This is a genomic window from Psychrobacillus sp. NPDC096389 (assembly GCF_044762855.1).
Taxonomy (GTDB): domain Bacteria; phylum Bacillota; class Bacilli; order Bacillales_A; family Planococcaceae; genus Psychrobacillus.
In genome coordinates, this window is record NZ_JBIWFB010000004.1 from 171,414 (window position 1) to 193,572 (window position 22,159).

A 22,159-nucleotide genomic window follows, 5' to 3' on the forward strand; every position below is an offset into this window, starting at 1 on the left:
CATACAAGTTAGAAAGTGTTAAAAATGCGAGGATGAGGAGACAGTGAATTGAATTTATTTGTCATTGGGGATGTGCATGGCTGTTACGCAACATTTTTGAAGATGATAGATCGATGGGATAGAAAAACGGAAATTCTGATTCAGCTAGGAGATTTAATAGATCGAGGAAACGGATCGCCAGAAGTTGTAAAATTAGCAAGGCACTTAAAGAAAGCATATGCGGACCAAGCATTTTTTATAAAAGGTAACCATGAATATGAGATGATAGAACATATAACAAACCCACCAAATAATAATTGGTTAAAACAAGGTGGTTCAGAAACAATGCATCAATACTTAGCGGCTGGTCGAGATATAAAAGATGACGTAAGATGGTTGCAAACTATGCCTTTATATTGGGGAAATGATCACATCTTTATCAGCCATGCGGGTATATCTGAAAAAGCAAATAAACCATTCCATGAAACAAGCGAATACGGTATTTTATGGAACAGAAGCCCATTGAGAGATATACAAAAACTACAAATTATTGGTCATACACCTTGTGATTGGCCTATATACGATAAACAAAGTAATTCTTGGAATATTGACACAGCCGCCGTATTTGGTAATCAGTTAACTGGAATGAAATTAAAGCAATCTGGGGAAATAATTGATTGGATACACATCAAGACGGACAAGAGGGACATGAAGAAAAAATAATAAAAGGGGGACAAGGGAGATGCCTAAGATAACTCACGAAACATATATAGAAGCCCCGATAGCAAAATGTTTTGACCTTGCCCGAAACGTGGAAAAGCATATGGAAACAACTTCACATACAAACGAAAGAGCAGTTGCAGGTGTAACAACTGGATTATTGCAGCTGGGAGATAGTGTTACGTGGGAAGCAACACATTTTGGTGTGACACAAAAACTAACCGCAAAAATTATAGCCATGGAAGCACCACATACGTTTACGGACGTAATGATTCGAGGAGCTTTTCATTCTTTTACACATATCCATACATTCACTGAAAATAGTGGCGGAACAATGATGAAAGATACATTTACGTATAGAGCCCCCTTTGGAATACTAGGAAAGGTAGCCGATCACTTATTTTTAGAAAGATACATGAAGAATTTTATTATTTCCAGAGCTAACGAATTAAAGAAAATAGCAGAAAAGAAAATATAGCACCCATTTTAAAGGAGAACGAATAGATGGAATATACTTATTATCAAGAGACGCCAGAGACTGATGTGCTGAACGGCATCATGGAGCTTCCTAAGCATGTTTTTGAAGGTGCAGAGCTAAAGTTAGAAGAGCTAACCGAGAAGAAGAATTTATTAATATTTGTAGCAATAGACAGTAAACGTGTTATAGGTTTTAAAATGGGATATGAGTTTAATGATCACACGTTTTATAGCTGGCTAGGTGGGGTACATTCAGATTATCGTGGAAAAGGCATTGCATCTGAACTTATGCACCGGCAACATGAGAAAATAAAATCTCTTGGCTATCCAAAAGTCCGGACTATTTCCCGAAACAAAAGGCGCGCAATGTTATTGCTAAATATTAAATTTGGCTTCGATGTGGTAGAAACATTTGTGAGTAAAAAAGGGACACATAAGATTGTGTTGGAGAAAGAATTATAACTAAAGAGGGGACATTCTGACAAAGACGGGATGCCCTTGTTTTTATTTACAAAAAATGAAAAGAGTTTTAATACCATTTTGAAAGAAATCCTGTATAATGATTTGAATACTTGATCGAAAGCCACGGTATTACGAAGGAAAGGTGGAAGTGAATATGAATATCATATTGCTTATTATTGTTATTAACGTTGCATACATGACGTTCACTACACTACGTTTAATCTTGGTGATTAAAGGTTACAGAGTAGTCGCATCGTTTTTGTCTATGGCAGAAGTTTTTGTCTATTTAATGGGTTTAACTATGGTGCTGGATAATCTGGATGAACCTTTAAATATTGTCGCTTATTGTGTTGGATGGGGTCTTGGCGTATATTGTGGAAGTATTATTGAAAATCGATTGGCACTGGGCTATGTGGTATTTGATGTGATTGTTGATTCATTAGAGATCGAAATTCCGATACAAGTTCGTGCAAAAGGATACGGTGTCACGTCGTGGGTTGCGGACGGAAAAGATGGAAAACGACTTTGTATGAAAGTACTGGCAAAACGAAAAAACGAACTAAAACTAAGAGACTATATTCTTTCTTTATCGCCTAAGGCTTTTATCATTTCATACGAACCAACTAGATTTAATGGTGGTTTCTTAATCAGACCATCTAGATAGATAAGGGACGAGCTATTTTTCGAGTAATCGAGAGAGGCTCGTTTTTCATAATACCATTATTTAACTAGAAGTAATTCGTCAAAAATAACAATTACCTGTAAAATGAATATTATATTTCATTCATATTTTAAGGGGGATGTTAACTTGGCGAAGTACGAACCAAAGATGAAAGAAACGGATAATAGTGTCATTGAATTTATTGAAAATGTGGACAGTCCTAAAAAGAGGGAAGATGCTTATAAGTTGCTAGAAATTTTCAGTGAAGTATCTGGCTATGAGGCGAAAATGTGGGGACCAAGTATTATTGGGTTCGGGTCCTATCATTATAAATACGCAAGTGGGCATGAAGGAGATGCGCCGCTAGTAGGATTCTCCCCGCGTAAAGCGAAAATTAGTTTGTATATAGCTACTGGTGATGCGGAATGTGACGCCATATTGCAAAGGTTCGGCAAGCATACTTCTGGAAAAGCATGTGTGTATATTAATAAAGTTGCTGATATTGATGTGGAAGTGTTAAAAGAATTAATAAATAGATGTATAAGATTGACACAAGAAACATATGGAAGTTAATGTATTTATTTTTTGCTAACGACTAACTAATTAATGTATAATACTAAAAGTAGAAAATGAATCGAAAGAGAGTGGGACTTTATGGGTCGTAAATGGAATAATATTAAAGAAAAGAAAGCTTCCAAAGATGCAAATACTAGCCGTATTTACGCGAAGTTTGGACGTGAAATATATGTAGCTGCAAGACAAGGCGAACCAGATCCTGTTTCTAACCAAGCATTAAAAGTAGTATTAGAACGTGCGAAAACGTACAGTGTGCCAAAGCATATTATTGATAAAGCAATTGAAAAAGCTAAAGGTGGATCGGAAGAAAGCTATGACGAGCTTCGTTATGAAGGTTTCGGTCCAAATGGCTCGATGGTAATCGTCGATGCGTTGACAAATAACGTAAACCGTACAGCATCTGATGTGCGTGCAGCATTTGGTAAAAATGGTGGTAACATGGGTGTCAGCGGTTCGGTTGCATATATGTTTGACGCAACTGCAGTTATTGGTCTAGAAGGAAAAACAGCTGATGAAGTTCTAGAACTATTAATGGAAGCAGACGTAGATGCTCGTGATATTATAGAAGAAGAGGATTCAGTGATTGTTTACGCTGAACCAGATCAATTCCATGCTGTACAGGAAGCGTTAAGAGCTGCTGGTGTTGAAGAATTTACAGTAGCGGAGTTATCGATGCTTGCTCAAAACGACATTTCATTAGAAGCTGATGCACAAGCACAATTCGAGAAAATGATTGATGCATTAGAAGATTTAGAAGACGTTCAACAAGTATTCCATAACGTAGACTTGGGAGAATAATAGGATGAAAAGGTTGCCACTTAAGTAGTTTTTCTGCTTTTGGGGTAGCCTTTTTTTCTTATCGGGATAGGAACAGTTGGATTTTCGAGTTTAGTTGGAAAAATAATATTCAAGGAGAAAATGTTAGCTAGGCCAATGAGTGTGACTAAATGAGGAACAGAACTGAGTGTAAAGCGTCTAGTATTCTAAATGGAAATATTAATTGAAAATTTAGTATTTAATTTATGGGATTTAGAAAGTGAGGATGAAAAACTTGCGAGCTACGGCGCTTGTCACTGTAACGCATGATCCAGATGGGAAAAATATTAAACTCTTTAAAGAATTACAAAAAAGTTTGGAAGAAGTATACGCTGAGTTATTTATAACGATTAGTGAGGAATCTTCTTCGGAATTAATAAAAGAGGTTCAAAAGAGTACGTTTAATTGTAAGCTTATTCCTAAAAATGGAGCAGCATATGCTCGAAGGGAAGCGCTAAAGTTTGCGCTTACTGGAAATAGTCGACACTATCATTATTGTGACTTGGATCGAATTTTAACATGGGGAAAACAACATTTAACTGAATTAAAAAAAGTTGTTGCACATATACCAAATTATGATTATTTAATCATTGGTCGGACAGACAAAGCGATGAATACTCATCCAGTGGAATGGATTGAGACAGAAAGAATTACGAATCGAATTTTTTCAATTGAATTGGGTAAAGAAGTAGATGTAACTGCTGGATCATGTGCATTTTCGCAAATCAATGCCGAATTCATTAGTAAATATTCAAAAGAAAAGATGACGGATGCGGAATGGCCAATGATTATATCCAGAATCGCCAAACGCCAAGTGGATTATCTTTCTGTGGAAGGATTAGCGTATCAAGAAGAAATAAACGGTTTGAATCGTCATGTTAGTGAATCCGATAAATGGTTTAGTCGTTTAAAGCTGAGTTTAGTTATTAGCGAAACAGCAATGAAGGTAGGGAAATAGAGGAGTAGATAAATTGTTCAAGAGAAAAATAAAGATAATTTCGCTCGTATTGGCAGCTCCCATTTTATTGATTGGTGGATTAATAAGCTTTGTTGTTTATTGGGCTTTCTTTGATATGAACAGATTGCCTACTGGTAATTTTCTGACGGAAGAATCCTCTCCTGATGGAAAGTACACATTAAAAGCATATATTTCCGATGGAGGAGCTACGACTAGCTATGCTATCCGTGGAGAACTTGTGTTTAACGATGGAAATAAAAAGAAGAAAAATATTTACTGGAACTATCCTGAAGAAACAACAGATGTATCTTGGATAGATAACGGTACTGTTGTCATCAATGGTCATGAATTGGATGTTTCTAAAGATAAATATGACTTTCGGCGTGAATAAATAATAGGGAGGGTTTAATCATGAAAAAATGGTTTGTACCTCTTGTCAGCATTTTTGTTTTAATGGGCTGTAGTGGAAATGAAAGGGAAGATGTAGGTAAACTAACAAGAGTAGATGTCTTTAAAATGAATGATGAGGAAATGATTATCCCCGATCAAGAGACTATAGATGTGTTAAATCAGGCCTTTGAACAAATTGAATGGGAACAGAATGTAAAAGCAGAAATGTCGAGAAAAGAAGATGTTAAAGTTGTTTTGTTCATGGAAGTAGATAAGAATATGCCTGAGAGTCTAGTTGAATACTTTATTTGGTTTGAAGAGAATGGAACGGCTACTATTATTAATAGGAATGAAAGCTCCCTTGGGAAACTAGGTGAAGAAAGTGCAAGTGTATTAAAGAAAAATTTAAAATTTGAGTAAAAGAAAACAGCCAAACTGAAAATCAGTAGGCTGTTTTTTAGTTGTTATGTTGCGGATTTTTTTCTACGATAATTCCATTGTTGGTATTGGAAACGCACAAAGCAGCCAATACAAAAACCAAAAATTGCAATGAGTGCAGCTAAACCAACCATGATTGTAGCTACATTAAATAATATAGACCAATTGAATAAAAAACTGATAGTTGCAATGAATAAGAAGCCTACTGCTAGCCACTGGTTAAATCTTAGTTGGGCATAATCTTCTTGAAGATAGACATGTGCAGGTTTAGGTAAAAACTGTTTTATGATAACTAATATCGGATGAAAACCAGTTAATAAGCTCGAAAGATTTGCCATAAGTGGAACGAGTAAAATCCATGCCGATTGGGTAAAAAGCGCAATAATTACAGACAAAACAATTGTCCATTGATTAGCCAGGACTAGAGGTTTTGGAATTGTTCTCATATTAAAGCCTACTTTCCGTATTGGATTTATTATATTATATGTTTGGTTTAGTTAAATGTAAATACAAAGAAATTAATTACAGGTAGTAGAAAAATCGAAGGGGTATAGCCGATTAGCTTGAAAGTGCATGATGGTTAAGGTGCGGCAATAAGAGAAGTAGGTATTCATAAACAGTAATAAGCCTTACTCAACTAAGAGTGAGGCTTATTACTGTAGACAAATTAGTCAAATGTATATGAAAAAAGTGAGGGGAGAGAATTCTTTGACTTACAAATATATCAATCCATATATTTCAATCTACACTTCTTGAGAACGATTGCTGCGATCTCAAGATTTTTTTTCAAATTCACAAATATCAATCCATTTTTGTAAAGAAACAATCACTTCCTTGAAGGCAAAACCTTTTGCAGTAAGCTCATATTCTACTTTTTTGGTAGAGGATTCAAGTAGTTTTTTATTGACTAATTTGGCATCAACTAAGTCATTTAGTCTTTCAGAAAGTAATCGGTCAGAAATACCGGGGATGCTTGAAAGAATTTCGTTATAACGTTTTGATCCGGATAGCAATGTGTAAATAATCATCCCCATCCAACGTTTACCGATAAATTCAATGGCCTGATGATAGTTACTGCAATAGCTATTATTTATATTGGTATCATTCGGTTTATCCACTAACAAAACCTCCATTAAATCATTCGTTTTCACTTATTGTAGCATATAGAACTTTTTTATTGACGAATAAACTTACTAATGGTAAGCTCTTTTAGTACAGAAACTTACTAATAGTAAGTTTCAGGAGGAAATAATATGTCGACAGAAAAAGATTCAAATCTATATACAATTATGCATGCTAGAAAATCAGTTAGAGTTTACGATCCCAATTTTAAAATTTCACAACATGCGTTAGAGGAAATCATTGAAGAAGCAACATCTGCACCATCTTCGAGTAATCTTCAAGCTTGGAAATTCCTTGTCATTCAAGATGACAAAACAAAAGTAGAACTTCGCGCCATAGCGAATAACCAAGAACAAGTAGAAACTTCTTCGGCAGTTATTGCAGTATTAGGAAATGCTGAAATGTATAAAAATGTCGAACAAATATATAGACAAAATGTAGATGAAGGCTATATGGATGAGGCTACAAAGGATTTAATGATTAACAATACAAATCGCACTTATCCTTTTGCTTCATTGGAAACGAGAAAAAATATTGCTACTTTTGATGCTGGCCTCATTGCAATGCAATTGATGTTAGTTGCAAAAGAAAAAGGATTAGATACGGTAACAATGGGTGGATTCGATAAAGTGAAGTTTGCAGAAAGATTCCAATTACCTGAGCATATTTTTCCGATCGTACTCATTGCCATTGGTAAAGCAGCCGCACCAGCATACGGTTCATCCCGTCTACCATTAAGTGAAATTGTTCAATTTATTTAATATATCCAAATAACCTTTACATCTATTTATTTAGAACTTTTTTAATGTAGGTTACTATTTGTAGAAATTTTAGGCTGTATACCAACCGTTTAAACGGGTTGGTATACAGTTTTTTTATGGGAAGGCGAATGGATCACAGAAATGTTTTGTCTATATAAAAATAGAGCGTATTAGTTTAAAAGGCATACCAAAGGTTTCATTGATATATTTCCCGGGAAATTGACAAAAGTCGATGTTTTGTTACAGATATGTTACTGGTGCCTGGCACCAGTAACATATTTGTAATTATTTTTTCTTTAGTTCGTTGATTTGTTTGGTTAATGCTATAAATTGTTGGTCTAGTTCGTTGTATTTGGCGTCTTTTTTCTGCAAGTAACTGAGTTCTCCTAATACTGCTTGGCGTTCGGTTTCTAGTTTTAGTAGCTCTTTTTCACGGGAGGATTCATTTGTTTTATGCATCCACTCGTTGTAGCCCATTTCTACTTTTCGAATCGCTTTATTTTCAAAGATGAGTAGTTTGTTTGTTAGCTTTTCTAAAAAATAACGGTCGTGCGTGACTAATAAAATTGTTCCAGGATAAGTCGACAGGGTTCTCTCCAGTTGTTCTCGAGAAGGAAGATCCAAATGATTTGTTGGTTCATCTAATAGTAAAACGTCTTTTTGATCTAATATGAATTCCATTAGCTTTAACTTTACTCGCTCTCCCATACTCATGGTGCGAATCGGGCGGGACCAGTGATCTTTTGAAAATCCTAAATTCATCATAAGGGTTTGAATTTGCCCTCTTGTTTCAAAATCAGTGGGACCAAATAACTCAAATGGCGTTTTTTCTTCCGGTAAGTCAAATACAGTTTGACGTAGGTAGCCGATATTCATTGCTTCTGACTTCCAAAGTTCTCCTTGGACACTTTCTTCTCCTAATAACATGCGGAAAAATGTCGATTTTCCACTCCCATTGGATCCTAAAATGCCAATTCGTTCTTGAGACTGGACGGTAAAAGTGGCATTTTGGAACAGCAGTTTGTCTTCAAATGTTTTACTCAAGCGTTTGGCTTCTATTACTCGCTTTCCTTTTTTCTTGTTTCCTTCAATAGAGAAGGTCACTTCTTTTTCTGCTTCAGGTTGATCAATTGTATTTTTAGAAAGCTCGAGCTCTAAGCGTTTCTTTTTAGAACGTATTTGGATATCCATTTTCTTTGCTTTCACTCGGTAATATTCTTTATTAAATTCATGTTTAGTTGAATCTGCATGTGCTTTAGCTGACCAGTTTTTTAGTGCTGACATTTGTTTTTCCACTTGTTTGATTTTAGTTTGTTGTGCATCATACAGTCTTTGTTGTGAAAGTCTAGATTCTTCTTTCTTTTGTCGAAAAGATGTATAGTTACCCGCGTAAACTGTTAACTTTTTATTTTCCACTTCCCAAATCCAATTAGTTACCTCATCTAAAAAATAACGATCATGCGATACTAAAATAATTGTTCCATGATAGGCCAATATCTGTTCTTTTAAGAAAGATAAACTTTCTTGGTCTAAATGATTGGTTGGTTCATCCAATAAAAGAAGTTGTGATTTTTCCGCAAATGCGCGGGAAAGACGTCTCTTCATTTTTTCTCCGCCACTTAAATCATCATACTCTCTATTCCCAGGAACAGACCATTTACTGAGATATGCCCGTTCATCATCCGCAAAATCATTGTTCTTAAATTGTTCATCCTCTTGTTTAAAATAACTGATAGTAGGTGCTGGTCCAAACCAGTCCATATATCCATTAGTAGGAAGTGTTTCGCTGGCTAGTACAGAAAGAAGGGAAGACTTTCCTTCACCATTTCTTCCTACTATGCCAATAACAGCCCCTGTTTGAATGTCCGCTGTTAGATTTTCCAAGATGACCTTATCTCTAAATGTGATATTTATATCTAATAATTTACCCTGTAATGTCATATGATCCGCTCCTTTTTGGAGGAATAAAAAAATCCCTCCGAATATGAATCGGAAGGACTGGTTGCCTTTAAAAAATACGCAAAAAACCACTACAAACTAGAGTATTGTAGAGAATCATTCGTATTTGATTGAAAAATGGGCAGACTAATCCTATTTCCGATTTTGTAGTGTTTATTTTGTTAAACCTCTACTTAAGAAATAAGATTAAATATCCATTGTCCACCCATCATCCTCTCAAAATTAGTTGCATTCATTATAGCATATTTTAACTTTCTTTTTTTAAAAACAACTTCACTAATGAAAAAAAGATAATAATGCAGTATATGGCCCCGAACGAGGAGATAGTCCAAAATTCTTTCCCAAAATAATTTAAGTCATCCGGTTCAAAGAAGTTAATAACATTTACTACTGGAGGAAATATTAATAATAGCCACTTTAACAATGACAGCTTTTCCACTATGCCATCGTATGAAAGACTGATGGCAATAATAAGAACGGCGGAAAGCCATGCGTACCTCTTTGGAATAAGTGAAGTGATGGATGAAAAAGAACCAACTAAAATACCGAAAATGGCTAATAAAAGGTGTATTAATATAGAAAGTCCTAAATGTATTGGTTGTAATGTTTCTTTAAAACTATCCAATAGTATTGGATAAAAAATTGCAAATAGCATTAATACAAACGTAACAAGTAGAATGATAATCCATTTGCCAAGTAAATATCTAACTTTCCCGACTTGAACAAATAAAAGATTTTTTTCGGATTCCTCTTCCATTGAAAATAAGTTCATGGATATCCATGTTGTCACTAGATACAAGACAATGCTTGTGACGGCGTAACTACTTAATATTTCCACGCCGCTATAATGATATAAAACAAAGATCCATATGAAGAAGGTTGCTGCTGGCGGTATTATTTTGAAAGAGCGTATATAGCTTTTAAATTGGTATTTTATATATCCTTGCACAGTTATATCCTTTCCCTGACTTCAAGTACAGAACACTTTCTATTCAAAAGTTCCTTTAACAGGAAATCGCTTTTATCTATAGGTACGGTTATTATCGCTATATCTTCTTCCATGTGAATTTCCTCAAATGCAAGTTCAGCCAAAGAGTTTTTGTTTGGAAATCTTGTTTTAATTATTCGATAGGAGCTTTTAGTTTCTGTTTGAATTAATACACTTCCATCTTTCACGTATAATATTTGATTTGCAATGTTGTCCACTAACAGGTCTTCATGAGTTGTAAAAATAATCGTCATTTTAGTTTTCAGCTTTTCTAAAATAGTCATTAAATTTTGTTGGGAATTCGTATCTAACCCTGTTAAAGGTTCATCTAATAAAAGGATGTCTGGTTTGGTTAGAAGGGCTTGAAGGATTCCTACTTTTTGTTTTGTCCCTTTTGAACATTTTTTTAGAGGTGTGTTCATATAGGGTTCTATTCCAAACAAACTACTATATTCAGATAGCTCTGATTTCATATCCAATTCAGATATACCTTGAAAGGAAGCGATTAATATTAAATACTCTTTCAGTTTAAATCGAAGGTTCTCTGGAAAATGCTCCGGGACATATGCAATCCTATTTGTATTTCTTATTAACTTTCCGTTAGTTGGTTCATAAATTCCTGCAAGCAACTTCAATAAGGTGCTTTTTCCGGAGCCATTGGATCCACGAATAGCAACAGCCGATTTTTCCTTAAAACGAAAGGAAACATTTTGTAAAATAGTACGATTTTCTATGTCTTTACTTAAATTTGACGTCTCCAAAACGGTCTTTCCCATTTAGTCACAACCTGTTTTAAGATTATTTTGTCATATTTTGGTGTGGAAAACAAATAACATATTTGGAAAATGCCAAGAGAAAGTAAATATCCCTTGGCATTGTGAAAAATTTAGATATCGTTTTTACGATGTGGGCTGTCCCGCTGACGAGCTTTCCAATTCATAGTCATCGTCTGCTCTCTTTTTTTGGACAAACCAAATTGCTATGATTAAGACTGCCCCGATTAGGGTGCTAACAAGCTCGGGTACAATGAGCATAATCCCCGCAATGAATAGGGCAAACCTTTCCCAAATTCTCGAATTTCGAATAAAGTGACCAATCATGGAGCTACTAACAGCAATCATACCGACTAGAGCAGCAACAACTGAGAATACTAATAAAAATGGTTCGACATCTACCATTACTAAAATCGGATTGTAAATGAAAATATAAGGAACGATAAACGCTGCTATGGCTAACTTTACTGCATTCATACCTGTCTTAAATGGATTAGCTCCTGCAATACCGGCTCCTGCATACGCTGCAAGGCATACTGGAGGGGTAATATCGGCAGCAATTCCAAAATAAAAGACGAACATATGCGCAGCAATTGGTGCTACTCCAAATTCATTGATAAGTACTGGTGCCGCAATCGTTGCTGTAACGACATAGTTTGCCGTTGTTGGTAGTCCCATTCCTAAGACAAGGCAAGCAATCATGGTGAAAATTAGCGCAAGAAACAAGTAACCGTTTGATAAAGCGATAACTCCAGAAGCAAATTTTGAGCCAAGACCAGTCATACTCACGACACCTGCAATGACACCAGCGGTTGCTACTGCTGCTATAACAGGGAGTGCGACTCTTGTACCTTGTTCAAGGACGTTTACTGTTTGTTTAAATGACATCCTTGTTTCTTTACGAATAAGGCTAACCAAAAATGCAGCGATGATTCCAAAAAGGGCTGCCCGTTGAGGTGTAAAACCATACATAATCGTCGCGATGATAACGAGTAATGGAAGAAGCATAAACCAGTTTCTTTTCAAAAGTTTTCTGAAAGAAGGTAATTGAGATTTCGGTAATCCAAATATCTTTAATTTTTTTGCCTCAAAATGCGTTCCGATAAAAATCCCTGTGAAATAGAGGATGGCAGGAATAACAGCCGCCAACATGATGACTCCATATGAAACCCCCAAATATTCCATCATGATGAATGCTGCTGCCCCCATCATGGGCGGCATTATTTGTCCTCCGGTTGAGGCAGCAGCTTCCGTTGCCCCGGCAAATTCAGGCTTGAATCCAGCTTTCTTCATCATTGGGATCGTAAATGATCCAGTTGCAACAGTGTTGCCAACTGAACTGCCCGAAACGGTTCCTTGTAATGCACTTGCCACTACGGCCGTTTTTGCTGTTCCGCCTGTATAGCGGCCAGTCAAGGCAAATGCAAGGTCATTAAAGAATTTTCCGATGTTTGTTTGAACGAGCATTACACCAAAAAATAAGAAAAGGAAAATAAACTTCGCTGAGATTTGAACTGGTGTTCCGAATACACCACTTTCTTTATACCAAAGAGTTGTTGCCGTTCGATCCACTGAAAAACCGGGATGGGATAGGATTTGCGTTGGAACAAAATTACCGAAAATTGCATATAGCATAGCCGCAAATGCCACAATGACTATTGGTAAACCGACTGTTCTCCTAGTAGCTTCTAGCACTAGAAGTATTCCTATTACCGAAATGAGTACATCAGGAAGACTATATCCGGAAATCCTACTCTGCAGAATTGAATCAAAAAATATAATTTTATGGTACGTTACATACATCGATGTAAAGGCAAGTAAAATATCATACCATGGAACAGTTTTCTGTATCTTTTGCATTCCTTTTTTTATAGGATACAAAAGAAAGATAACCCCAAGGGCAGTACCTAAATGAACGGCCCCTTGCTTTTGGGAAGGAAGCGTACCGAAGTACGCTGTATATAGATGAAATATAGTGAGAGAAACACCTAAAAATGTGACAACCCACGCCCACTTACCAATCCTTGTACGAAATTGATTTTCTTTGTCGTATTTCTCTAAAATTTCTTGAGCATCGACTGTATGCTGATCACGCATTTGCCCACCTCTCTTTTGAACTCAGACATTTAAAGGACTAAACACTACTTCAAATCTTCGAAGCTTTTAATTCCAGCACTTTCCCGTGTAACAATTTGGATAACTTCAGGATAAATATGTCCGATAAAAGCTGCGTTTGGAACTTCATTTCCTTCAAATGCAGCTTCACCGTTCACAGCTTGTAATGCTGGAACATGTACGGTCATCCCAAGGTCCATATGACCATCTCGGATGCTGGATAAGTTTTCTACTGATGCTCCAGTTTCCGTGTTTGTAACGTTGATACCGTCGATGTATTTATTCCAAATGCTTGCCATTTCACCTCCGAGAGGATAATAAGTACCCCCTTGGCTACCCGTACCTAGTATGAATTCATTTTTACGGCTACTTTCGTCCGCAATAAGTTCAGCGACGGGATTATCCACCGTCAAACCTTGTTCTTCATAGTAACGCTTAGCACCTGGATGTATTGGAAGCCCCTCCGCACCTCGAAGCGCATTTTCTAAAATCATTTGTTTAGCTTGAGCATGTGTATTTTCGCTTGCTTTCTCAATCATAGTCTTTGCAAGTTCATACCCAAGTTCATCATCGATTGTATCCGTACTACCCATGAGGATGGCATACGCTGTAACCGTTTCGACATCGGATTCAAGGAAATCGTATGTGTCCTTTGGAATTGTGTGGCGTCTGTATCCACTGGTTTCTTCTATTTTGGCGATGGCATCATCAGACAAGCTTATCATGACAACATCTCCAACTGATGCTTGCAAACTTTCAATACTTGCAGCCGGAAGTCCTAAAATTCCAATCGAAATGTCGATATTTCCATCTTGTACACCGTCTGCAGCATCTCCAAATCCTTCTTGGTATTCTTTGTAATCCCCCTTCTCAAGACCATAGGCACCCAAGATGATTTTGGAAACCGAATTTGTCTCGCTTGCAGGAGGCCCTATTGCAATATTCGTATCGCCTTTACTACATGCTACCGTCAATAGCATCATACCTAGAAGTATAGTCATAAATCCGAACAGACTTTTTCTCAACTTTTTCCCCCCAATTAAGTTATTGTTTTGTTCTGTTTGACAGCGCTTTCATTTCGTGAAAAAAACATTTAATATTGTTGGCATTTCAAACAGAGGACTAACATTATTATACTTTTACTAATTTTATTTATAACGCTTTCTTTGAATTATCTAATAAATAGACAAGACATCACGATATTTGCGTAAAAGAAATAACTTTTTCTTGAATTAAATCACAAAAAATGTATTTAAGTGCGTGATTTCTAATAAAAATTCCTGTACAATTACTACATGTTTTTAAGGGAGGTATGGAGAATGAAGCAATTAGATGCATATGAAATTATTTCGTATATTCAACATGCAAAAAAGTCGACACAGGTGAAGGTATATGTAAAAGGGAAAGAAATCGACAAGCTTTCTTTTGGAGAAAATACTAAGGTATTTGGGGAAGGTAATTCACTTATATTGTTTGGGGAGTGGGCTGAGATTGAAGTAGCGCTTACTGAACATGCCAATCAAATTGAAGATTTAGTAATAGAAAACGATAGTAGAAATTCTGCTATTCCACTATTAGATATAAAAGGAATTAATGCACGTATCGAGCCAGGAGCAATTATTCGGGATCAAGTGAGTATTGGGGATAATGCGATTATTATGCTCGGAGCGGTTATTAATATAGGCGCTGTTATTGGGGAAGGTTCGATGATCGATATGGGTGCCATTCTTGGTGGCCGTGCGACGGTCGGGAAGAATTGTCACATAGGAGCTGGGGCTGTACTTGCAGGTGTAATTGAACCACCTTCTGCTACGCCAGTTATCATTGAGGATGACGTATTAATCGGTGCCAATGCAGTTGTGTTAGAAGGTTGCAGAGTCGGTATAGGAGCGGTAGTTGCCGCCGGAGCAGTTGTTACGAAAGATGTTCCACCGTATTCAGTAGTTGCTGGAACACCTGCAAGAGTAATAAAAGAAATCGATGATCAAACACGTTCTAAAACGGAAATTATGCAAGAACTACGCCAATTATAAGAGGTGGCGTATGAAATCATTAATTGAAATTCGGTGTGATTTGCACCGCATTCCGGAGCTAGGCTTTCAAGAAGTAAAAACGCAAGCGTATTTATTGGACCAAATTTATGCACTTCCACAGGAAAGATTAACAATCATTCAGTGGAAAACAGGTATTGTTGTGAAAATTAAAGGAACCGAGGGAAAAAAAACAATTGGCTGGCGTACAGACATTGATGGATTGCCAATAGCGGAGGCAACAGGTCTTCCATTTCAATCGGAGCACGCGGGAAAGATGCACGCCTGTGGACATGATGTGCATATGACGGTGGCTTTAGGTTTGCTCAGAAAACTTGTGGATAAACCAATAAACGATCATACAGTAATTATTTTTCAACCGGCTGAAGAAGGTCCTGGTGGCGCCTTGCCAATGAGAGAGTGGTTGAAAAAAGAGCATCCAGAACTAGTTCCGGACCAAATCTATGCATTTCATATTGCACCTGAATATCCAGTAGGGACAGTTGCAACCCGCCCAGGTATGTTATTTGCGAATACTTCCGAACTGTTTATCGATTTAGTAGGGAAGGAAGGGCATGCAGCTTTTCCACATCAAGCAAAAGACATGTCTATTGCAGCTGCCACATTGTTATTGCAACTTCAAACGATTGTCAGTAGATCCGTTAACCCAATGGATCCTGCAGTTTTAACAATCGGGAAAATGTCTTCAGGCACTGTTCAGAATATCATCTCTGGTCAAGCACGATTAGAAGGAACGATTCGAACGATGGATGCAGCAACAATGATGTCTATTAAACAAAAAATAGAATCTTTCTGCCAGGCCACTGAAATAGCATTTGATTGCGATATTCGAATCGATTATGGTTCATCTTATTATCAAGTAAAAAACGATGATACTTTAGCAAATGAATTCATAACATTTGCCAAGCAACATCCATCGACTACCGCAATCGTTTGTGATGCTGCTATGACAGGGGAGGATTTTGGCTACTTTTTACAAGAAATTCCAGGTGTTTTATTTTGGGCAGGAGTAGACTCACCATTTGGACTTCATCATGCAAAATTAAATCCAAGCGAAGCCGTTTTGGATTACCTTGTACCATTTCTGGATGCTTATTTCCGTGAAATTGCAACTAAATAAAAGAAGAACCTACTCTGCTTAAAATGAAGAGTAGGTTCTTTTTGTTAATCCACAAGCTGCACCTTGTAATCTTTAAACCAAATATGCAGTTGCGCTAAATAAGCTAATAGTTGCGGCCCAGACATTAATTGGCCAAACCATGGTACTTTAAAAGCATCCCCATTGGATTCGATTAAATCAGAGAGGCGTTTTGGATGGAAAAGTTCATGCAGAATTGAACTTTTATCCTGTAATTGTTCTTTCAAAATGTTGCTGACGAGCTCGGTGTAAACAGGATTATGCGTCTTCGGATAAGGACTTTTTTTTCTGTAAAGTACGTCATACGGGAGATCTTCTTGAAATGCTTTTCTTAAAATGCCTTTTTCCTGATTGCCAACCATTTTGAAGTCCCACGGAATATTCCATGCATATTCGACTAATCGATGATCCGCAAAAGGTACCCTAACTTCTAAACTAGCTCCCATGCTCATACGATCTTTTCGATCCAATAAAGTGGTCATAAACCAAGTCATATTTAAATAGAATAGTTCACGTCGTTTTGATTCAATAGAAGATTCTCCGTCTAAAAGGGGAGTTTCCGCAATCGTCGTATCGTGTGCATGTTGGACATATTCATGTATAGCTAGCTTTTTCTTCCAGCTGTCGTTTAGCAAAGAGTATCTTTCATTTGTAGAGCGAATCCAAGGGAACCCTTTCTCAGCATTCGCGACTTGATGGAACCAAGGATACCCCCCGAAAATCTCATCGGCACATTCTCCGGACAATCCTACTGTGAAGTCTTGTTTTATTTCCCGACAAAACCAGAGTAATGAGGAGTCGATATCCGCCATCCCGGGAAGATCACGCACATGCATAGCCTCTGTTAAGTATTCTGCTAATTCCTTCTGGCTGATAACGGCATGATGATGCATTGTATTCAATTTACTAGAAACTTTTCGAATCCACGGTTGATCATCTGATGGTTGAAATGCGTTTCCTTTGAAGTGTTTATTATTGTTTTCGTAATCTATGGAGTATGTGTGGAGTTTGCCTTTTGCATCACGAGTGAAAGCTTGAGAGGCAATTGCAGTGATGATACTTGAATCAAGGCCACCAGAAAGAAATGTACAAAGGGGAACATCTGATACGAGTTGGCGCTCCACTGCGTCTGTTACTAAATATCGTACCTTCTCCGCAGTTTCATCTAAAGAATCGGTATGTTCCACACTTTGTACATTCCAGTATCGCCAAATACGAAGTCCATTATTAGAAAAAGTAAGTGCATGTGCAGGGCGCAATTCATGAATTCCTTCATAAACGCCTGAACCGGGAGTGCGAGAGGGCCCTAATCCAATTATTTCTGCTAACCCTTCTCGATTAATTGTTGGAGATACTTCTGGATGTGCAAGAAGTGCTTTTAGTTCGGAACCGAAAAGTATGCCGCCAGCTTTTTCTGTGTAAAAAAGTGGTTTTACCCCCAGACGATCTCTTGCGATAAAAAGCTTTTGCTCCTGCTCATCCCAAATAGCAAAAGCGAAAATTCCATTGAAATGATCTATACAATTTTCTTTCCATTCAATATAAGAGGTCAATAACACTTCCGTATCCGAATGGCCCGAAAAAGAATGTCCTCGTTTTAATAATTCCTTGCGAAGGTCTTCTGTATTATACAATTCACCGTTATAACAAAGCGTATATTGGTTAGATTGATACGTTTTAATCATTGGTTGCTTTCCACCGATAGGATCAACTACCGTTAATCGTCGATGCCCAAGCAATACATGAGTTGCAGCCCAAATATTATGATCATCAGGCCCTCGTTTGCCAAGCGTCCCGGTCATTTTTTCCACAATTGTTTTCTCATTGCGCAAATCCTTCTTAAAATGAATCCACCCTGTAATTCCGCACATATATCCGCATCCTTTCTTTCATGAACTATTTTATGCAAGAAACTACCAAATTTGTGCCTGCAGATTAATTGAGCCCTAGAAATATGACAAGATTGTTACTGGTGCCTGGCACCAGTAACAATCTTGTAACAAACAAAAAAAGCCCTCCTGAAAGTTTAAGCTTTCAGGAGGGGGTGGCACCGGGAACTAGCGTAAAATGCCAAGTAATTTTATGTTGTCACTTTAAGAACAGTTTTAATTTTTTGGATAATGCCACCTGAGCTGTATGTTAGTACGCTTCGTTTGTAGAATGATAGGCTTACTAGGAACATTAGTATAACGGTTCCGATTAACACGAGCATTGCTATAATTGGTTCAACTGAAGCAATATCGGTTGCACCAATTCGAAGGGGCATTACCATTCCTGCTGTGAAAGGGATGTATGAGAAAACTTTGATAAGCATCGTATCAGGACTAGCCATTCCCGAGATTAACACGTAAAAACCAATAATCCCAACCATCATGGCAGGCATCATTGCTTGGCCTGACTCTTCCACTTTGGAAACTAGTGAACCTAGGAGTGCTCCTAATATTAAGTATAGAATAATCGTTAACAATAAAAACGACACGGCATATCCGATATAACTAAAGGATAATTCATTTGCAATGTCCACGACCATATCCCATTTCGAACCACCGTCGATGAACATAAATAACAAACCTTGGACAACTAAAAGTGCTCCAATTTGCGTTAAAGCAAGTAAAAAAGTCCCCGTTAGTTTGGCCATAAAGTGAGTAGAAGGTTTAACACTCGCAAGCAGTACTTCTAAAACACGTGAACCTTTTTCAGAGGCAACATCTGTTGTAATCATCGATAAAAATGTCATCACGAACGAGTAGATCAGGAAACCTACTAAGAAAGATGCACCAATACCGGCAGCTTTTTCATCTTCACTTTTCCCAGATGCTGAGTCGACATTTAAATTTTTCCCAGAAATAATCGTTTCTGATTGAAGGATTTTTTCTGCTTGTTGCGCGGTTAAATTTAATTGTTGCACTTCATATATTTTCCCGGCGTATTGCAATGTAGAAGAAATACTTAATTGATCATTAAACTTAAGCGGTTCGAACGTTGCGATTTCTGCTGCTAAAGAATTGTCTTGATCTCGGACAAAAACAGCCGCTTCGTATTCACCATCGATCACTTGCTGCTCTATTTCTGCTATCTCTTCTTTCGGAAACGAAAACTCTATATCACTCGTCGATTCAAAGAAACTTTCAATATCCGCATCTGTTTCATTCAAAATAGCGACTTGTAAAGGTTCGCTTTGGAATAAGGCTTCTTTAATATCTGACCAAAACATTACTCCACTGATGACAGCGACATAAAGGACGATTGAAAAAATAAAAGATTTGGCTTTCACTTTTTGTGTATATAATTGCTTTACAAGCAACCAAAACTTAGACATTCGGGCCACCAACCTTATCTTTGAAAATTTCGTCTAATGTTAAATAATCTAAACTAAATTTCTCTATATATTTCCCATTCGATACAAAGTCGAATATAGATTGGGCATACGATTCATCTTCTAACGTTAAAATATACTGATCTTTTCCGAGTTGTATATCCTTCACGCCATTCAACTTTCCAAGCACGTCTTTTCCGACATCCGTTCGAATTGTCAATTTTGTTTTCCCGTATTGCTTCTTCAAGTCTAATAAACTACCGGAAAATAAAGAGACCCCTCGTTTTAACAAGCATAAATGATCACAAAGCTCCTCTACGTTATCCATTTGGTGACTGGAGAACAAGATAGTCGTTCCTTTTTCCTTTAATTCTAAAATAGCATTTTTCAATAAATCTTTATTTACTGGGTCTAACCCACTAAATGGTTCATCTAAAATAAGAAACTCTGGTTGATGGATGAAGCTTGCTATTAACTGTACTTTTTGTTGATTTCCTTTGGATAAGGTTTCTGCTTTCGCTTTTCGTTTATCCTCTAATTCGAAACGTTCAATCCAATAATCCACTTCTTTCTTTAGTTCTTTTCGAAGTTTTCCTCTTAATTCACCAAAGAAATATAGCTGATCTTCTACCGTCATGGAAGGGAAAATGCCTCGTTCCTCGGGTAAATATCCTAAAAGGTCTCGATTTATCGAATTGATAGGTGTGCCATTCCACATAATAGTACCTTCTGTTGTTTCTTGAAGGTCTAAAATCATACGGAATGTCGTCGTTTTACCGGCGCCATTTTGTCCTATTAATCCAAAAATCTCTCCCTTTTCAATTGTAAAGGTCAAGTTATCAACGGCTACAAAGTCTTGGTACCTTTTTGTTACTTGATTAATAGATAATGTCATAACTAAGCTCCCATCTATTTTTTCTTTTCTAGTTACGTTATACGGAATGGAATGGAAAATGTTTCACTTTTTTATGTAACGTATTCCTAGGTTAATCGTCAAATTCTATGAATGGAGGAGCGATAAAATGAAAAAACTAAGCATTTTTGCAGTAACTATCCTTGCGGCTGGACTTGTTTTCCATCAACCAGTGGCGAATGCGCAAAGTGAGGACGAAACGACGGTGGAACAAACAGACACAAGCAATTTTATGAAGTCTTCCGGAGTAATTAAAGACATTGAGAAGAAAGATGGCATCGTGACATTAACAGTGGAATCAGAAGAAAAAGAACCGCAAACTACGATATTCAAATTGAACGATGATACGCTCTTGTTCAATAGCGGGACGACAAAATCAGTAGAAAAAGAAGCATTACAAAAAGGGCAACGCATAGACGCATACTATGACAAAAACAAGCCTATGATTATGATTTATCCGGCACAAATATCGCCAGAACTAGTAATTGTCCACGATGAAAAGAAGATGGGTTCTGTTAAAGTATCTAAGTTTGACGAAGAATTTCTAAGTTTAGATAATGAACTAAAGCTAAACATTGGGGAAGAAACCATTTTAGTAAATGAACAAGGCGAAGAACTAACACAAGCCGATTTATCTGGAAAAGAGCTAGTTGTATTTTATACAGCATCAACTAGAAGTATTCCGGCTCAAACAACGCCAAGTAAAATCATCACAATTGGCGAGCCTTTAACACAGGACACATCGGATTACATGAAATCTTCGGGGAAGATTAAAGATGTAGCTTCAAAGGATGGGAAAGTAACGCTTACAGTGGAAACAGAAGAAAAAGAGCCAATTACGACCATCTTCACAATCGATAATGATACACTTGCATTTAATAGCGGAACAACAAAAACAATTCAAAAAGAATCATTTCAAAAAGGGCAACGTATAGACGCTTACTATGACAAAAACAAGCCAATGATTTTGATTTATCCAGCACGAATATCGCCAGAACTAGTAATCGTTCATGACGAAGAGAAGATGGGTTCTGTTAAAGTATCTAAGTTTGACGATGAGTTTTTAAGTTTAGATAAAGAACTAAAGCTAAACATTGGAGAAGAAACAATTTTAGTAAATGAAAAAGGCGAGAAGATTGAACAAGCTGATTTAAAAGGAAAAGAGTTAGCTGTATTTTATACAATCACAACTATGAGCATACCGGCACAAACACCGCCAAGCAAGATAGTTGCACTTAGTAATCTGTCACCAGAAATGACAGAAGTTCAACATATTATTGAAGAAGATCACTTTGTACAAAATGGAACAAAAATGATTCCACTGGTTAAAGTTGCAGAGCAACTTGACTATCAAGTGCTAACTTATTCAAAACGATTTGGTACTTACTTAAAAAGAGGGAATAGCTCACTAATTATTACAGTGGGAGATAAAACATATAGCTATAACCGAAGTTTACGACAATTTGCAGAAAATCCTGTATTAAAAAATAATAAAACTTATGTATCAGAAGATATTTTAGAAGTGCTTCTCCCGTAAATAGATATT

At 36.9% G+C, this 22,159-nt stretch carries 23 protein-coding genes; 13 read left to right on the forward strand and 10 right to left on the reverse strand.

The window, feature by feature from the left end; all coding sequences use genetic code 11:
• The first annotated feature begins 48 nt into the window (after positions 1-48).
• The 9 genes from ACIQ38_RS12405 to ACIQ38_RS12445 all read left to right on the forward strand — a co-directional run bounded on the left by ACIQ38_RS12405 (position 49) and on the right by ACIQ38_RS12445 (position 5,459).
• The gene (locus ACIQ38_RS12405; RefSeq protein WP_402823048.1) at positions 49-702 is read left to right on the forward strand and encodes a metallophosphoesterase family protein; all 654 of its coding nucleotides are present in this window, start codon (positions 49-51) and stop codon (positions 700-702) included.
• Between the two features lie 19 nt (positions 703-721).
• On the forward strand, positions 722-1,177 hold the full coding sequence (locus tag ACIQ38_RS12410) for an SRPBCC family protein (protein ID WP_402823051.1): 456 nt from the start codon (positions 722-724) through the stop codon (positions 1,175-1,177).
• A 26-nt stretch (positions 1,178-1,203) separates the two neighbouring features.
• Complete coding sequence (locus ACIQ38_RS12415; protein ID WP_402823054.1) at positions 1,204-1,638, forward strand: GNAT family N-acetyltransferase; 435 nt, start codon at positions 1,204-1,206, stop codon at positions 1,636-1,638.
• A gap of 154 nt (positions 1,639-1,792) precedes the next feature.
• Entirely contained in the window at positions 1,793-2,302 is a 510-nt protein-coding gene (locus ACIQ38_RS12420) for a DUF2179 domain-containing protein (RefSeq protein WP_402823057.1), read from the forward strand.
• 165 nt (positions 2,303-2,467) lie between these two features.
• Positions 2,468-2,872 (forward strand): DUF1801 domain-containing protein, encoded by a 405-nt coding sequence (locus tag ACIQ38_RS12425; RefSeq protein ID WP_402823561.1) that lies wholly within the window; start codon positions 2,468-2,470, stop codon positions 2,870-2,872.
• 81 nt (positions 2,873-2,953) lie between these two features.
• Positions 2,954-3,673 carry a YebC/PmpR family DNA-binding transcriptional regulator gene (locus ACIQ38_RS12430; RefSeq protein ID WP_402823060.1) on the forward strand — a complete coding sequence of 240 codons (720 nt, stop codon included), beginning with the start codon at positions 2,954-2,956 and terminating at the stop codon, positions 3,671-3,673.
• A gap of 244 nt (positions 3,674-3,917) precedes the next feature.
• Entirely contained in the window at positions 3,918-4,649 is a 732-nt protein-coding gene (locus ACIQ38_RS12435; RefSeq protein ID WP_402823063.1) for a hypothetical protein, read from the forward strand.
• A 13-nt stretch (positions 4,650-4,662) separates the two neighbouring features.
• Entirely contained in the window at positions 4,663-5,040 is a 378-nt protein-coding gene (locus ACIQ38_RS12440) for a DUF5412 domain-containing protein (RefSeq protein ID WP_402823066.1), read from the forward strand.
• A gap of 20 nt (positions 5,041-5,060) precedes the next feature.
• The gene (locus tag ACIQ38_RS12445; RefSeq protein ID WP_402823069.1) at positions 5,061-5,459 is read left to right on the forward strand and encodes a hypothetical protein; all 399 of its coding nucleotides are present in this window, start codon (positions 5,061-5,063) and stop codon (positions 5,457-5,459) included.
• Between the two features lie 44 nt (positions 5,460-5,503).
• Here the strand turns inward: ACIQ38_RS12445 and ACIQ38_RS12450 are convergent, their stop codons facing one another.
• Both ACIQ38_RS12450 and ACIQ38_RS12455 read right to left on the reverse strand, forming a co-directional pair.
• On the reverse strand, positions 5,504-5,923 hold the full coding sequence (locus ACIQ38_RS12450; protein WP_402823072.1) for a DUF4395 domain-containing protein: 420 nt from the start codon (positions 5,921-5,923) through the stop codon (positions 5,504-5,506).
• 327 nt (positions 5,924-6,250) lie between these two features.
• Positions 6,251-6,595: a winged helix-turn-helix transcriptional regulator gene (locus ACIQ38_RS12455; protein WP_402823075.1), complete on the reverse strand. Its 345-nt coding sequence runs from the start codon at positions 6,593-6,595 to the stop codon at positions 6,251-6,253.
• Positions 6,596-6,730: 135 nt separating this feature from the next.
• On the opposite strand from ACIQ38_RS12455, the gene ACIQ38_RS12460 reads away from it, so the two are divergent.
• Positions 6,731-7,360: a nitroreductase family protein gene (locus ACIQ38_RS12460; RefSeq protein ID WP_402823078.1), complete on the forward strand. Its 630-nt coding sequence runs from the start codon at positions 6,731-6,733 to the stop codon at positions 7,358-7,360.
• 285 nt (positions 7,361-7,645) lie between these two features.
• On the opposite strand, the gene abc-f is transcribed toward ACIQ38_RS12460, so the two are convergent.
• The 5 genes from abc-f to ACIQ38_RS12485 all read right to left on the reverse strand — a co-directional run bounded on the left by abc-f (position 7,646) and on the right by ACIQ38_RS12485 (position 14,220).
• Positions 7,646-9,301, reverse strand: a complete 1,656-nt coding sequence (abc-f, locus tag ACIQ38_RS12465; protein ID WP_402823081.1) for a ribosomal protection-like ABC-F family protein — start codon at positions 9,299-9,301, stop codon at positions 7,646-7,648.
• Positions 9,302-9,566: 265 nt separating this feature from the next.
• Entirely contained in the window at positions 9,567-10,091 is a 525-nt protein-coding gene (locus ACIQ38_RS12470; protein WP_402823084.1) for a hypothetical protein, read from the reverse strand.
• A gap of 179 nt (positions 10,092-10,270) precedes the next feature.
• A complete protein-coding gene (locus tag ACIQ38_RS12475) occupies positions 10,271-11,083 on the reverse strand; it encodes an ATP-binding cassette domain-containing protein (RefSeq protein WP_402823087.1) in 813 nt (270 codons plus the stop codon).
• 123 nt (positions 11,084-11,206) lie between these two features.
• Positions 11,207-13,177 (reverse strand): TRAP transporter permease, encoded by a 1,971-nt coding sequence (locus tag ACIQ38_RS12480; RefSeq protein ID WP_402823090.1) that lies wholly within the window; start codon positions 13,175-13,177, stop codon positions 11,207-11,209.
• Positions 13,178-13,221: 44 nt separating this feature from the next.
• On the reverse strand, positions 13,222-14,220 hold the full coding sequence (locus tag ACIQ38_RS12485; RefSeq protein ID WP_402823093.1) for a TAXI family TRAP transporter solute-binding subunit: 999 nt from the start codon (positions 14,218-14,220) through the stop codon (positions 13,222-13,224).
• A 294-nt stretch (positions 14,221-14,514) separates the two neighbouring features.
• Between ACIQ38_RS12485 and dapD the strand changes: the two genes are divergently transcribed.
• Together dapD and ACIQ38_RS12495 are read left to right on the forward strand one after the other, a co-directional pair.
• On the forward strand, positions 14,515-15,228 hold the full coding sequence (gene dapD, locus ACIQ38_RS12490; protein WP_402823096.1) for a 2,3,4,5-tetrahydropyridine-2,6-dicarboxylate N-acetyltransferase: 714 nt from the start codon (positions 14,515-14,517) through the stop codon (positions 15,226-15,228).
• 10 nt (positions 15,229-15,238) lie between these two features.
• Complete coding sequence (locus ACIQ38_RS12495; protein ID WP_402823099.1) at positions 15,239-16,366, forward strand: N-acetyldiaminopimelate deacetylase; 1,128 nt, start codon at positions 15,239-15,241, stop codon at positions 16,364-16,366.
• 44 nt (positions 16,367-16,410) lie between these two features.
• On the opposite strand, the gene asnB is transcribed toward ACIQ38_RS12495, so the two are convergent.
• The 3 genes from asnB to ACIQ38_RS12510 all read right to left on the reverse strand — a co-directional run bounded on the left by asnB (position 16,411) and on the right by ACIQ38_RS12510 (position 20,595).
• The gene (asnB, locus tag ACIQ38_RS12500; RefSeq protein WP_402823102.1) at positions 16,411-18,255 is read right to left on the reverse strand and encodes an asparagine synthase (glutamine-hydrolyzing); all 1,845 of its coding nucleotides are present in this window, start codon (positions 18,253-18,255) and stop codon (positions 16,411-16,413) included.
• A gap of 209 nt (positions 18,256-18,464) precedes the next feature.
• The gene (locus tag ACIQ38_RS12505) at positions 18,465-19,703 is read right to left on the reverse strand and encodes an ABC transporter permease (RefSeq protein WP_402823105.1); all 1,239 of its coding nucleotides are present in this window, start codon (positions 19,701-19,703) and stop codon (positions 18,465-18,467) included.
• Positions 19,696-20,595, reverse strand: coding sequence for an ABC transporter ATP-binding protein (locus tag ACIQ38_RS12510; RefSeq protein WP_402823108.1), 900 nt, complete (start codon positions 20,593-20,595; stop codon positions 19,696-19,698). The genes ACIQ38_RS12505 and ACIQ38_RS12510 overlap by 8 nt, the downstream gene beginning before the upstream one ends.
• 127 nt (positions 20,596-20,722) lie before the next feature.
• Here ACIQ38_RS12510 and ACIQ38_RS12515 point away from each other — a divergent pair, with 127 nt between their 5' ends.
• Positions 20,723-22,150, forward strand: a complete 1,428-nt coding sequence (locus tag ACIQ38_RS12515) for a stalk domain-containing protein (RefSeq protein WP_402823111.1) — start codon at positions 20,723-20,725, stop codon at positions 22,148-22,150.
• Positions 22,151-22,159: the final 9 nt, after the last annotated feature.

Excerpts from the sequence above, each read along its gene's own strand:
- ACIQ38_RS12410 (WP_402823051.1), top strand. The coding sequence starts at position 722 with ATGCCTAAGATAACTCACGAAACATATATAGAAGCCCCGATAGCAAAA.
- ACIQ38_RS12415 (WP_402823054.1), top strand. The coding sequence starts at position 1,204 with ATGGAATATACTTATTATCAAGAGACGCCAGAGACTGATGTGCTGAAC.
- ACIQ38_RS12420 (WP_402823057.1), top strand. The coding sequence starts at position 1,793 with ATGAATATCATATTGCTTATTATTGTTATTAACGTTGCATACATGACG.
- ACIQ38_RS12425 (WP_402823561.1), top strand. The coding sequence starts at position 2,468 with ATGAAAGAAACGGATAATAGTGTCATTGAATTTATTGAAAATGTGGAC.
- ACIQ38_RS12430 (WP_402823060.1), top strand. The coding sequence starts at position 2,954 with ATGGGTCGTAAATGGAATAATATTAAAGAAAAGAAAGCTTCCAAAGAT.
- ACIQ38_RS12435 (WP_402823063.1), top strand. The coding sequence starts at position 3,918 with ATGAAAAACTTGCGAGCTACGGCGCTTGTCACTGTAACGCATGATCCA.
- ACIQ38_RS12445 (WP_402823069.1), top strand. The coding sequence starts at position 5,061 with ATGAAAAAATGGTTTGTACCTCTTGTCAGCATTTTTGTTTTAATGGGC.
- ACIQ38_RS12450 (WP_402823072.1), bottom strand. The coding sequence starts at position 5,923 with ATGAGAACAATTCCAAAACCTCTAGTCCTGGCTAATCAATGGACAATT.
- ACIQ38_RS12460 (WP_402823078.1), top strand. The coding sequence starts at position 6,731 with ATGTCGACAGAAAAAGATTCAAATCTATATACAATTATGCATGCTAGA.
- abc-f (WP_402823081.1), bottom strand. The coding sequence starts at position 9,301 with ATGACATTACAGGGTAAATTATTAGATATAAATATCACATTTAGAGAT.
- ACIQ38_RS12470 (WP_402823084.1), bottom strand. The coding sequence starts at position 10,091 with ATGAACTTATTTTCAATGGAAGAGGAATCCGAAAAAAATCTTTTATTT.
- ACIQ38_RS12475 (WP_402823087.1), bottom strand. The coding sequence starts at position 11,083 with ATGGGAAAGACCGTTTTGGAGACGTCAAATTTAAGTAAAGACATAGAA.
- ACIQ38_RS12480 (WP_402823090.1), bottom strand. The coding sequence starts at position 13,177 with ATGCGTGATCAGCATACAGTCGATGCTCAAGAAATTTTAGAGAAATAC.
- dapD (WP_402823096.1), top strand. The coding sequence starts at position 14,515 with ATGAAGCAATTAGATGCATATGAAATTATTTCGTATATTCAACATGCA.
- ACIQ38_RS12495 (WP_402823099.1), top strand. The coding sequence starts at position 15,239 with ATGAAATCATTAATTGAAATTCGGTGTGATTTGCACCGCATTCCGGAG.
- asnB (WP_402823102.1), bottom strand. The coding sequence starts at position 18,255 with ATGTGCGGAATTACAGGGTGGATTCATTTTAAGAAGGATTTGCGCAAT.
- ACIQ38_RS12505 (WP_402823105.1), bottom strand. The coding sequence starts at position 19,703 with ATGTCTAAGTTTTGGTTGCTTGTAAAGCAATTATATACACAAAAAGTG.
- ACIQ38_RS12510 (WP_402823108.1), bottom strand. The coding sequence starts at position 20,595 with ATGACATTATCTATTAATCAAGTAACAAAAAGGTACCAAGACTTTGTA.
- ACIQ38_RS12515 (WP_402823111.1), top strand. The coding sequence starts at position 20,723 with ATGAAAAAACTAAGCATTTTTGCAGTAACTATCCTTGCGGCTGGACTT.